Source organism: Streptococcus sp. HMSC076C08 (genome assembly GCF_001810825.1).
Taxonomy (GTDB): Bacteria; Bacillota; Bacilli; order Lactobacillales; family Streptococcaceae; genus Streptococcus.
The window spans coordinates 13,668-26,539 of sequence record NZ_KV802724.1; the positions used below are offsets into that span (position 1 = coordinate 13,668).

7 protein-coding genes are annotated in these 12,872 nt (G+C 40.0%); 6 read left to right on the forward strand and 1 reads right to left on the reverse strand.

Going from position 1 to position 12,872, the window contains the following annotated elements; all coding sequences use genetic code 11:
- Nucleotides 1–120: 120 nt before the first annotated feature.
- The 3 genes from HMPREF2766_RS03985 to HMPREF2766_RS03995 all read left to right on the forward strand — a co-directional run bounded on the left by HMPREF2766_RS03985 (nt 121) and on the right by HMPREF2766_RS03995 (nt 6,832).
- Entirely contained in the window at nt 121–2,658 is a 2,538-nt protein-coding gene (locus HMPREF2766_RS03985; RefSeq protein WP_070567867.1) for a pneumococcal-type histidine triad protein, read from the forward strand.
- A 195-nt stretch (nt 2,659–2,853) separates the two neighbouring features.
- Nucleotides 2,854–3,771, forward strand: a complete 918-nt coding sequence (locus HMPREF2766_RS03990) for a metal ABC transporter solute-binding protein, Zn/Mn family (protein ID WP_070567869.1) — start codon at nt 2,854–2,856, stop codon at nt 3,769–3,771.
- Nucleotides 3,772–3,784: 13 nt separating this feature from the next.
- Entirely contained in the window at nt 3,785–6,832 is a 3,048-nt protein-coding gene (locus HMPREF2766_RS03995; protein ID WP_070567871.1) for a pneumococcal-type histidine triad protein, read from the forward strand.
- 36 nt (nt 6,833–6,868) lie between these two features.
- Here HMPREF2766_RS03995 and pepT read toward each other — a convergent pair whose 3' ends face one another.
- The gene (gene pepT, locus HMPREF2766_RS04000; protein WP_070567873.1) at nt 6,869–8,092 is read right to left on the reverse strand and encodes a peptidase T; all 1,224 of its coding nucleotides are present in this window, start codon (nt 8,090–8,092) and stop codon (nt 6,869–6,871) included.
- A 358-nt stretch (nt 8,093–8,450) separates the two neighbouring features.
- Here pepT and pitA point away from each other — a divergent pair, with 358 nt between their 5' ends.
- From pitA to HMPREF2766_RS04015, 3 genes are read left to right on the forward strand one after another with little or no spacing between them, the layout of a single operon-like run.
- A complete protein-coding gene (gene pitA / locus HMPREF2766_RS04005; protein WP_070567874.1) occupies nt 8,451–11,042 on the forward strand; it encodes a PI-2 pilus tip adhesin PitA in 2,592 nt (863 codons plus the stop codon).
- Nucleotides 11,042–11,593, forward strand: coding sequence for a PI-2 pilus system signal peptidase SipA (gene sipA / locus HMPREF2766_RS04010; RefSeq protein WP_000924790.1), 552 nt, complete (start codon nt 11,042–11,044; stop codon nt 11,591–11,593). The genes pitA and sipA overlap by 1 nt, the downstream gene beginning before the upstream one ends.
- Entirely contained in the window at nt 11,593–12,858 is a 1,266-nt protein-coding gene (locus HMPREF2766_RS04015) for a DUF7601 domain-containing protein (protein WP_070567876.1), read from the forward strand. The genes sipA and HMPREF2766_RS04015 overlap by 1 nt, the downstream gene beginning before the upstream one ends.
- The last annotated feature ends 14 nt before the right edge of the window (nt 12,859–12,872 follow it).

The window sequence follows — 12,872 nt, forward strand, 5'->3', positions numbered from 1 at the left end:
AAATTCTTGACAAGTTGCAAATTTAGGAGTAAACTATTAACCAGTTAAGCAATAGAGAGGAGTTTCTGCAATTTAGAAATGAATTGCAAATAGAAATATTAAAAAAGAAAGAGAGTTTCGATGAAAATTAATAAAAAATACCTAGCTGGTTCTGCGGCGGCTTTAATTTTAAGTGTCTGTTCTTATGAGTTGGGACTGTATCAAGCCAGAACTGTTAAGGAAAATAATCGTGTTTCCTATATAGATGGAAAACAAGCGGCGCAAAAAACGGAGAATCTGACTCCTGATGAGGTTAGCAAGAAAGAAGGCATCAATGCGGAGCAAATCGTTATCAAGATAACAGACCAAGGCTATGTCACTTCACATGGCGACCACTATCATTATTACAATGGTAAGGTTCCTTATGATGCCATCATCAGTGAAGAGTTGCTGATGAAGGATCCAAACTACCAGCTCAAGGACGAGGATATTGTCAGTGAAATCAAGGGCGGTTATGTTATCAAGGTAGATGGAAAATACTATGTTTACCTTAAGGACGCATCCCATGCGGATAATGTCCGTACAAAAGAAGAAATCAATCGGCAAAAACAAGAACATAGTCAGCATCGTGAAAGAGGGACTTCAGCAAACGATGGTGCGGTAGCCTTGGCACGTTCACAGGGACGCTACACCACAGATGATGGTTACATCTTTAATGCATCCGATATCATTGAAGATACTGGTGATGCTTATATCGTTCCTCATGGCGACCATTACCATTACATTCCTAAGAGCGAGTTATCAGCCAGCGAATTGGCTGCTGCGGAAGCCTTTCTATCTGGTAGAAGTGGCCAATCAAAGGCGCCTACTTATCGCCGTACCAATAACAACAGTGCTAGCAGCGATGTAGATAGATGGAGCCCATCCTATAATAACCAAGGCAGTGGCTATACGAACACGAACACATCTAACAACAGTAGTGACGATAGTCAAGCAAGTCAAAGTGATGAGGATATTGATAGCCTTCTGAAACAACTTTACGCCTTGCCGCTCAGCCAACGACACGTAGAATCTGATGGCCTTGTCTTCGACCCAGCACAGATTACAAGTCGAACAGCTAGAGGAGTTGCTGTGCCTCATGGGAACCATTACCATTTCATCCCTTATACACAGATGTCTGAATTGGAAGAACGAATCGCTCGTATTATTCCTCTACAGTACAGTTCGAGCCATAGGGTGCCGGATTCAAGACCAGAACAACCAAGTCCACAACCGACTCCGGAACCTAGTCCAAGCCCACAACCTGCACCAACTCCTCAACCAACTCCAAGCAATCCAATTGATGAAAAATTGGTTAAACAGGTGATTCGAAAAGTAGCTGATGGCTATGTATTTGAGGAGAATGGAATCTCTCGTTATATTCCTGCCAAGGAACTTTCAGCAGAAACTGCAGCAGCCATTGATAGTAAACTAGCCAAGCAAGAAAGTTTGTCTCATAAACTCGGAGCTAAGAAAACCAACCTCCCATCTGGTGATCGAGGATTTTACAATAAGGCTTATGACTTGCTAGCAAGAATTCATCAAGACTTACTTGCTAATAAAGGGCGTCAAGCTGAATTTGACACTTTGGATAAACTGTTGGAACGTCTCAATGATGCCTCAAGTGATAAAGTCAAGTTGGTGGATGATATCTTGGCCTTTCTAGCACCGATTCGTCATCCAGAACGTCTAGGAAAACCAAATGCGCAAATTGCCTACACTGATGATGAGATTCAGGTAGCCAAGTTGGCAGGCAAGTATACAACAGAAGATGGCTATATCTTTGATCCTCGTGATATCACCAGTGATGAGGGGGATGCCTATGTAACTCCACATATGACCCACAGTCATTGGATTAAGAAAGATAGTTTTTCTGAAGCCGAAAGAGCGGCAGCCCAGGCTTATGCTAAAGAGAAAGGTTTGACTCCTCCTTCAACAGATCATCAGGGTTCAGGAAATACGGATGCTAAAGGAGCAGAAGCTATCTACAATCGCGTGAAAGCGGCTAAGAAGGTGCCACTTGATCGTATGCCTTACAATCTCCAACATACCGTGGAAGTTAAAAACGGTAGTTTAATCATTCCTCATTATGATCATTACCATAACATCAAATTTGAGTGGTTTGACGAAGGACTTTATGAGGCACCTAAGGGGTATAGTCTAGAAGATCTCTTTGCGACTGTCAAGTACTATGTCGAACATCCAAACGAACGTCCGCATTCAGATAGTGGTTGGGGCAATGCAAGTGACCATGTTCAAAGAAACCAAAATGGTCAAGCTGATAACAATCAAACGGAAAAACCATCAGAGGAGAAACCTCGGACAGACAAACCTGAGGAAGAAAAGCCACGCGAAGAGAAGCCTCAAAGTGAGAAACCAGAATCTCCAAAACCAACTGAGGAGCCGGAAGAAGAATCACCAAAGGAACCAGAAGAACCTCAGGTCGAGACTGAAAAGGTTGAAGCGAAGTTGAAAGAGGCTGAAGCGTTACTTGCAAAGATCCAAGACCCCATTATCAAGTCCAATGCCAAAGAAACTCTCACTGGCTTAAAAAATAACCTGCTATTTGGTGCTCAGGATAACAATACCATTATGGCTGATGCTGAAAAGTTGTTGGCTTTATTAAAGGAGAGCAAGTAAAGGTAGAAGCATTTTCTAGATCCTAAAAACAGGATAGGAGAACTAGAAAAGTTAAAATCGAAAATGAGAACAGAATGTAAGTTCTAGTTCTCATTTTTTTCATGAAAATATGTAAAATATCTTGACATATGGTGTAAATAAAGATAAACTATTTACTAGTTAATTAAATGGTTAAATACTAGTTAAGGAGTAATGATGAAAAAAAGAACATTTCTATTATTAGTGGCAAGTCTGCTGGTTCTTGTCTTAGGAGCATGTAGCCAAAAAGAAAAACAAGAAGCAAAAGGGATGAAGATTGTAACAAGTTTTTACCCTATCTATGCCATGGTCAAAGAGGTATCAGGGGACTTGAATGATGTACGGATGATTCAGTCAAGTAGTGGGATTCACTCCTTTGAACCGTCAGCAAATGACATTGCTGCTATCTATGACGCAGATGTCTTTGTCTACCACTCTCATACGCTCGAATCTTGGGCTGGAAGTCTAGATCCTAACTTGAAAAACTCAAAAGTTAAGGTTTTAGAAGCTTCTGAAGGAATGACCTTGGAGCGTGTTCCAGGTTTAGAAGATGTAGAAGCTGGTGACGGTATTGATGAAAAAACACTCTACGACCCTCACACTTGGTTAGATCCAGAAAAAGCAGGTGAAGAAGCTCAGATTATCGCTGACAAACTTTCGGAGATTGATAGTTCTAATAAGGAAACGTATCAAAAGAATGCTAAAAACTTTATCGCTAAAGCCCAAGAATTGACTAAGAAGTACCAGCCTATTTTTGAAAAAGCGAGTCAAAAGACCTTTGTTACACAACACACAGCCTTTTCTTATCTCGCTAAACGCTTTGGTTTGAAACAACTTGGTATAGCAGGGATTTCCCCTGAACAAGAACCAAGTCCGAGACAACTAACAGAAATTCAGGAATTCGTTAAGACCTATAAGGTTAAAACCATCTTTACTGAGAGCAATGCTTCTTCTAAAGTCGCTGAGACTTTGGTCAAATCAACAGGAGTTAGCCTAAAGACCCTCAATCCTTTAGAAGCAGATCCTGAAAATGACAAAACTTACTTAGAAAATCTAGAAGAAAATATGAATGTTCTTGCAGAAGAATTAAAATGAGGAGATGATAAAAATGAAGAAGAAATATATTGTAGCAGGATCGGCTCTTGTCCTTTCCCTAAGCCTTTGCATCTATGCATTGAACCAACACCAGGTAGAAGGAAAAAAAGATAATAACCGTGTGTCTTATGTCGATGGGAAGCAAGACACTCAAAAAACAGAGAATCAGACACCAGATCAAGTTAGCAAAAAAGAAGACATTCAGGCTGAACAAATTGTTGTGAAAATCACCGATCAAGGTTATGTGACTTCACATGGTGATCATTTCCATTATTACAATGGTAAAGTTCCTTTTGACGCTATTTTCAGCGAAGAACTGTTGATGAAAGATGCCAATTATCAACTGAAAGACGCTGATATTGTCAACGAAATCAAGGGTGGCTATATTATCAAGGTGGATGGTAAGTATTATGTTTACCTTAAAGATGCGGCTCATGCTGATAATATTCGTACGAAGGACGAAATTGAGCGCCAAAAACAAGGTCATACTCACGATGCACCAACTTCTAACAGTGCAGTGGCACTTGCTCAATCTCAAGGCCGTTATACTACAGATGATGGCTACATCTTTAATCCAACTGATATTATAGAGGATACTGGTGATGCTTACATCGTTCCTCACGGTGGACATTACCACTACATTCCAAAGAGTTCCTTGTCTGCTAGCGAATTGGCTGCTGCCCAAGCCTACCTCTCTGGAACTAGAAAACAAGCAAGTGTGACTGACTATCGTCCGAGTTCAAACACAACTAGTCAAACTAGCAATCTGAGTCAAGAAGCTGAAACACCAAGCAAACCAGAAGAGAGCCTTCAGAGTCTATTGCAGCAACTCTATGCTCTTCCAAGTAATCAACGTTATGCTGAATCAGATGGCTTGATTTTTGACCCTGCTAAGATTGCAAGCAGAACACCAAGTGGCGTAGCGATTCCTCATGGAAATCACTATCATTTCATTCCGTATACAAAGCTTTCTGCATTGGAAGAAAAGATTGCGCGTATGATTCCTTTATCTAGCGACAGTGGGAAGCCAACACCTTTAGAAAATCCAAGCAAACCAGCAGAGCATCCAGCTCAGCCAAATCATTCTTATGACCAAGACGGTGACCATGGAAGCCAGGATACCAACCATGAAGATCATGACCATGATGGAGAGGAGCATGACCATCACCACGGTGAAGAACATGATCATAGTTTTGCAGCTGACCGAGTTATTAGTGAAGATGAGCAAGGGTTTGTAGTTTCTCATGGAGATCACGCTCATTATTTCTTTAAGAAGGACTTGACTGCAGCCCAAATCAAAGCTGCCCAAAATCACTTGAAAGAAAATCATCAGCCTCAGCACGTTCAACCACTTGCAAAGACTGTGGAAAGTTTCTCAAGAGATGCTAGCGATGAAGAAAAAATCAAGTATATCTCACAGACCTACGGGGTTCCGCTCGAAGCGATTCGTATTTCAAATGGATTCTTTGTCTTTGGAAATCCGGATCAAGCCTATGATCCAACCCATATCCATCCCTATGCCGTTCGAAAAGAACATGTTCGTATTCCTCTCCAAACTGGAAATCCAGAACTGGATTTCCTAAATGAACTGTATACGACTGCACTACGTGATGGGGTATCTCCTTATAGTTTGCAAGTAGAAAATAGTAGTTTTGTGATTCCTCACGGAGACCACAATCACTACATCAAGGTTCAAACCAAGGGCTATGAAGTAGCTTTGAAAAATAAGATTCCGGCCCTACAATCGACCTATCAACCTGGAGCGTTTGATGAACAAACAGTTCTATCTAAAGTGGATCAACTGTTAGCAGATAGCAGAAGTCTCTACAAAGACCAGCCAATCATGCAGAGACGTGTTGAACTTGCTTTGGGGCAATTCACCGAAAATATGAAAAAACTGGCAACAAACTCAACTGCTGGATATCTAGCAGCCTTGGATCTCTTTGATAAACAATACATCCATGTGGATCAAAGTGTGGCACCGGTTGAAACTTCACCTTTAGATAAGAAGTACCAAGCCCTAGTAGATAAGATCAATACATTGGATACAGATACTTATGGCTTGCCTAAGAAAGATCTTTTGGTACATTTGCAGGAAGCAAAACTAGCACAGGATGAGACAGAGTTGGCTGCGATTGAAGCGAAACTGCAGGCCTTGCAAGATTTCCGAGATCGAACAGGGGTTACAACAGTAGAGTACATCAAGTATTTCTATGAACATGTATCTGATGGTCGTTTGAGAGAAGAACTTCGGAACCGTGTTGCCAAGTTGACATGGGAACTTTACCAGTCACAATCTTTCCTCAAAGCAACCGACTTGAACAAGCTATTCCCAACTATTTACCAAACTAAGCTAGAAGTAGAAGAAGCTCTCAAAGAAGAACCAGTTTCTACAAAAGCTGGTAAGACTATTCTAGATACGGAAAAAGTAGATAGTCAAACTGCTAAGACTGCCATCTATGAATTCTTAAAAGAACTCTACGGTGATTTTATGCCAGAAGAGCGGGTTAGCCATGTTAAGAAGGAAGAAGTGGATGCTCTCCTAACTAAAGCTGCCCAACTCCTAGCACGTGTCAAAGAAGATGGTGTCAAACAATCCCTAGCTGAAGAAGCAGCTAATATCAAAGCGGCTACTGAAAAGGAAAATGCAGACCTTGACGAAGCTAAAACACAACTTGAGGATCTCTTGAATCGTATTGCAGCGACTATCCAACGAGAGAAAAAAGAAGCGGAACAAGATCCACAAACGGTGATCATCTACCAAAAACTCTATAATGTCTTGCTCTCTCTTCACAAGTACTTAGAGGATAACAAAGGATCCGATGCTGACTTTGAACGTGTCGATGCCCTTTTTGATCAACTTGCAGCCAAAAGCAGTGATAAAGAAGGCCTCCTCACTCTAGCTAAAGAAATCATTAGCTTGAACCAAGAACTTCGTTCAAAAGCAAGTGAAACTGGCAGCCAATCTAAGTCTGAGAAAGACAGTGAAACAGCTACTTCTAAACCAACAGAAAAGCAAGCGCAAAGTGAGTCTGAGACAAGTGCTCAACCAAATGAATAAAAAGAAAGACGAAGTAGCTGAGCTACCTCGTCTTTTTTAGTCTTTATAAGATACAATGCCAATGATGGTATCCACCGCACGCTCCATAGTTTGAAGGCTGACGTATTCAAAACGTCCATGCATGTTTTCACCACCAGCAAAGATATTTGGAGTTGGAATTCCCATAAAGGAAATCTTAGACCCATCTGTTCCACCACGAATTGGTTCTATAATTGGCGTGATACCTAAATCTTCCATAACAGCTTTAGCAATGGTAACGGGTGTCATGTCTTTCTCAATGACTTCCTTCATATTGTAGTACTGGTCAGTCAGAGTCAAGGTCACGCGATCATTCCCAAGTTCTTGATTCATCTTGTCAGCAATAGACTGCATAGCTGCTTTACGTGTTTCAAAGGCATCCTTTTCAAAATCGCGAATGATGTAGCTTGCACGCGCCTCCTCGACACTACCTGACACATCCATAAGATGATAGAAACCTTGGTAACCATCTGTTAGTTCAGGTCGGTCATTCTCAGGAAGTTGATTATGAAAATCAATTGCTAGCTGAAGGGCATTGACCATTTGACCCTTTGCAGTACCAGGGTGGACATTGCGCCCTTGGAAATGAAGCTCAGCAGCAGCTGCTGAGAAAGTCTCGTACTGAAGTTCTCCTAGCGGACCACCATCAACAGTATAGGCAAAGTCAACGTCAAAGTCTTCTGCATCAAACTTGTTAGCTCCAACGCCAATTTCTTCATCTGGACCAAAACCAACTCGAATCTCACAGTGTTTGATTTCGGGATGAGCAGTCAGATATTCAATAGCAGTCATAATCTCAGCAATCCCTGACTTGTCATCAGCACCCAGCAAGGTCGTGCCATCGGTTATGATGAGTGTTTGGCCTGGATATTTCTCAAGGCTCTTGAAGTCGGCCGGATCGAGTTTAAAACCAGAATCTCCTAAGTCGATAGCTCCACCATCGTAATTTTCGATGACTTGCGGATTAACTCCCTCAGCATTAAAGTCAGCTGTGTCCATGTGGGAGATGAAGCCAATCTTGCGTGTTAAGCTAGGATCATTAGCTGGTAAGGTACCAATAGCAAAACCATTTGGAAGGTAGTAGACGTTTTGCAGACCGACACGTTTCATTTCAGGAATAAGAACGTTAGTCGCAAAATCTACCTGGCTTTGCGTACTTGGAGTAGTAGTAGAGTGTTCGTCAGATCGCGTATTGACCTTAACGTAGGTCAAAAAACGATCTAAAAGGTTCGGATAAGTCATAAAAACTCCTTTAACAATCATAAAATAGAATGCAAACTTCGGAAAAAACCTTATTCTGAAAATTTCATGAATTTTGAAAAAATATAATAATTCAAATTCAATAGACTTTTAAATGAAATTTTGGATATTCTAGAATAAAATATATGCATTGATATTTTATGAGATTTTTTTATTCTTTTTTCATTTTACCATAGAATAGTTTGAAAGACAAAGAAGAATCATACTCTTTTATTAATTAACATAATATAAAATTAATCATATTAATTGACACTGCGTGAACTTTATTGTACAATTATCTTGTAAATGTCCTACATTGATATAGTAACAATATTACTACATTCTAGTTAAGGAGAATAAAATGAACATTCGCTTCGATTTTAAGAAAGTTCAAATTATTGCGCGCCGTTTAGTTACACTGTTAGCTATTCTCTTTTTGTGTGCTCCGATAAGCCTGTTAAATGCTGATTCTACTACAGAACCTCAGACAACCCTTCACAAGACAATTACTCCGATATCGGGACAGGATGACAAGTATGAGTTGTCATTGGATATCACGTCCAAACTGGGAACGGAGACCCAAACGGATCCCTTGGATGTTGTTTTAGTAGCAGACCTCTCAGGAAGTATGCAGAATCAGGATGTCCAATCTTTTGATGGACGGACGATCAGTCGGATTGACGCATTGAAAAATACTCTAAGAGGAACAAATGGTCGTAAGGGCTTAATTGATACCATTCTATCCAATTCTAATAACCGGTTATCTATGGTAGGATTTGGTGGGAAAATTGACAATAAAAAGAATGATCAGTATTGGGATGGAAATAAATGGAGACTTTTTAGACCATACTGGCCCTATGAACGGATGACAAAATACTATGATGGCGTTTCACCATGGGATGATGCTAACACGATTTTAGGATGGAGTAACAATGCTCGTGCTGCTAAAACAGCGGTATACAACATGAGTATTGCAGGAGGTAATTCCATTGGTACTGAGTCAGGTATTGGTACCGGGACCAATATTGGGGCTGGATTAACCTTGGCCAACCAGTTAATGGGAAGTGCAAGATCTAATGCTAAGAAAGTCGTTATTTTGCTTTCAGATGGCTTTGCGAATATGGTCTACGATGCCAATGGTTACACTATATATAACTACAATAACGAGGATCCTAATATCGAAACAGCTCCCCAGTGGTTTTGGGATAGATTAAATAATAATCTAAATAGTCTATCATATAGCTTGGCTCCAACACTTGATGGTTTCTATTCAATTAAATTTCGTTATTCAAACAATGTCGACAGTATTACCAGTCTGCAATATTATATGAGGCAACATAATGCCTCCATTCCAAATGAAATATTCTCTGCAAATGATGAAGACCAGTTACAAGACAGTTTCAAAGATATCACTGATAAGATTCTGCCACTGGGAATCCACCACGTGACCATCAAGGATGTTCTTTCTAAGTATGTCCAGCTATTACCGAACGGATCGTCAGAGTTTCGTGTAGTGAAAGAAAAGGATGGTAGCAGTGAAACATTAACCGAAGAGCAAGTAACTTTTGATACCAAGACAACGGCAGAAGGATTAGTGGAAGTTACGGCTAACTTTTCTCCGAATTATTCCTTAGAAGATGGAGCTAGATATGTCCTCAAATTCACTGTTACATCTAGTCAAGATGCTCTGGATGCCATTGCAGGTGATAAAAAACTAGAGGCTGGTGATGCTGAAGGTTCTGATGTCAATAAACTCTATTCCAATAAAGGTGCCAGTGTCACCTATTCCTATGGAATAGGCACCTCCCAAACCAAGACCAAAGAATACTCTGACAACCCAACCTTTAAGCCTTCGGATCCATTAACGGTACCAGTGGAAGTTGAATGGCAAGGTGTGACGGGTGCGAGAACTGTCATTACAGCTGATCAACCGAGTAATGTTGAACTGAAACTGGTTCAAAAGAACAAGAACGGAGGTCCTGATAATCAAGACTATCGAAAGACCAATGTGAATGTTAGTAAAAACGTATCTAATGAAACGAGGAACTTTGAAAAAGTTGCCAAAGGATATCAATACGATTTAATTGCACCAGACGTCCCCGCCTTTACCAAAGAAATAAAAAATGTTGGTACAGAAACTAAACCATCCTTCAAGGTAATCTATAAACAATTGCCAAGTCTGACGATTAAGAAAGTGTTGGAAGCTGAAAATAACTTGAACAAGGAGTTTAGGATTAAGGTAAAACTAACCTCTCCTGATTCTAAGCCATTGAATGGAACTTTTGGCGATATAACTGTTGTGAATGGAGAAGCGGAGATCCGTGTCGAAAAACGAAAACGTTGGAAAGGTATTCTAAGCTATCTTCCTCGAGGAACCCATTACAAGGTTGAAGAAGAAGCGGCATCAACGAACGGTTACCACGTTACATATGAGAATCAAGAGGGCGATCTGAATAAAGACGAAACCAGTATTGTCACGAATCACAAGCTTCCAAGTTTATCAGTTACAAAAAAGGTTACGGGTGTATTTGCCAACCTATTAAAATCCTTCAAGATTACCATTAACATTAGGGATGCTCAGAATAGTCCACTGAATGGAACCTATACTGCAACGGTAAATAATAAAAGAACCCCTCTGCAATTTACGAATGGTCGAGTGTCTATTGATCTAAACAAAGATCAAACCATAAAAATTGATGGACTTCCACTCAATAGTCACTATACCGTAGAAGAGGAATCAAACTCTTCTAGTGGATATCAGGTATCTTATGAAAATCAAGAAGGCAAGCTGGATGGAGACAAGTCCGCGACAGTCACGAATAATAAGAATAGCGTGCCTGAAACCGGAGTTGACTTCCTCAGCAGTACACTCATGTTAGGAATAATCCTTCCTCTAGGGGGAATCTTCTTTACAATCCTACTCGGATATCTAGTGGTACATAGGAGAAAATAATGCTACTTAAAAAGAAACATAAGAAAACAGTAACACAAGTCAATCGGGATAAGTCTCCGCCGAGTGTATGGGGAGATATCCTCTACTTAGTCAGTAAGCTTCTGATGGTTGGGTTTGTACTGGCCACCCTTTACTTTTTTGTCTTTGGACTATTGAGATACAATGACGATGGCATGAAGCCAGCCTTGAAAGATGGCGATTTGGTTGTCTACTATAGGTTGGATAAACGTTATTCGATTGGTGATCTGCTCGTCTATAGTTATAAGGGCAAGGAAAGAGTGGCGCGTGTCATAGCAACCGAAGGAAGTACGATCGATATAAACGAAAATGGTCTCATCATCAACGGTTCTCCTCAACAAGAGCAGGATATCTACAAAGAAACGCTGCTCTATAAGGAAGGGGCTACCTTCCCAATGAAAGTCCCAGCAGGACAACTCTTTGTCCTCGGAGACAATCGAACAACGGCTGTAGATAGTCGTGCTTTTGGAACCATTCCTATACAGGATACCCATGGCAAGGTGGTAACAGTCCTAAGGCGACGGGGCTTTTGATGGTAATTTATGAAAAAAGAAATTTAAAAATAAAAGGAATAATCATGAAAAAAACATTTTTGAAAAAATTAGTTACTGCAAGCATTGCAGCTGTAACCGCCTTGTCGGTCTTTAGAGGAGTGCCAACATTTGCGGATGATAATGATGTGGCAACTGCCAAAGCAAATGGTGAAACAAGTGCAAAAGTTTCTATTAATAAGGTGTTGAATATTGCGGAAGGAATTACAACACCTGAAGCAACTTTTACATTTACTTTCACCCCAAAAACTGGTACATCATCAAATGGTGCACCTTATGAAACGATTGATTCTTCTAATGGTCAAATTACAGATAAAAATGTATCTTATTCTGGAACAGACGTTTTAGCAACTGGCCAAACTAACATTAAGAAAGAAACCGGCGATATTTTTAGAGAAGTGAACTATACACATGCTGGTGAATATGTCTATACTGTTGCTGAAAAACAAAATGTTGGTTGGAATGTTATTCAAAAAAATGGTTCACCTATTGATTTTATGACATATGATAATCGCAACTATGAAATGCACGTTATTGTTAAGAACAAAACTACAGGAGGAACATATATTTCTTCTGTGTATTTTAAACAAGTATCCCCAAGTGTGAATGGTAAAGTAAAACCATCTGAAAGTGGAACTACTTACAAATATGATCTTTTCACTAACATCTATCGTAAAAATGCTGGTAAAATTACAGATCCAAATGAACCAAACCCTAATAAACCAAATGTTTCAAAAGTTGATCCAAATGCTAAATCTTTAGTAATTAAAAAAGTTGTGTCAGGTGCTACTGCAGATAAATCAAAAGATTTCACTTTCAAGCTTACTTTTACCAAAGCATCTACAGAAACTTCACAATCCATCACTGGTAAAATCGGTGAAACCTCAAAAACATTTGTCTATGGTCAAGAAACAACTATAACACTACGCCACGATCAATCTTTGGTGTTTGACACAATTCCTGCAGGTACTCGTTATAAATTGGTTGAAACAGGATCTCAAGGTTATACAGCTTCAGCTGCATATAAGGAGAACGGAGCATCAAAAAATCAAGCTGGTACAGTTTCTACAAATTTCACTCAAGATAGTATCCTTGTTGGTGAAAAACCCAACGATAACACTATCACAAATAGCTTACCAGACGTTACCCCTACTGGTCTCTTGATTGACAATCTTCCTTTCATCTTGATGATTGGTCTTGGTTTGGCTGGATTTGTTGTTTTGTCTAAAAAACGCAGACAAGCTTAAGCAACTGGTTTGAC

Bases quoted from the DNA above. Each gene is read 5' to 3' on its own strand.
- HMPREF2766_RS03985 (WP_070567867.1), top strand. From the start codon at position 121: ATGAAAATTAATAAAAAATACCTAGCTGGTTCTGCGGCGGCTTTAATT.
- HMPREF2766_RS03990 (WP_070567869.1), top strand. From the start codon at position 2,854: ATGAAAAAAAGAACATTTCTATTATTAGTGGCAAGTCTGCTGGTTCTT.
- HMPREF2766_RS03995 (WP_070567871.1), top strand. From the start codon at position 3,785: ATGAAGAAGAAATATATTGTAGCAGGATCGGCTCTTGTCCTTTCCCTA.
- pepT (WP_070567873.1), bottom strand. From the start codon at position 8,092: ATGACTTATCCGAACCTTTTAGATCGTTTTTTGACCTACGTTAAGGTC.
- pitA (WP_070567874.1), top strand. From the start codon at position 8,451: ATGAACATTCGCTTCGATTTTAAGAAAGTTCAAATTATTGCGCGCCGT.
- sipA (WP_000924790.1), top strand. From the start codon at position 11,042: ATGCTACTTAAAAAGAAACATAAGAAAACAGTAACACAAGTCAATCGG.
- HMPREF2766_RS04015 (WP_070567876.1), top strand. From the start codon at position 11,593: ATGGTAATTTATGAAAAAAGAAATTTAAAAATAAAAGGAATAATCATG.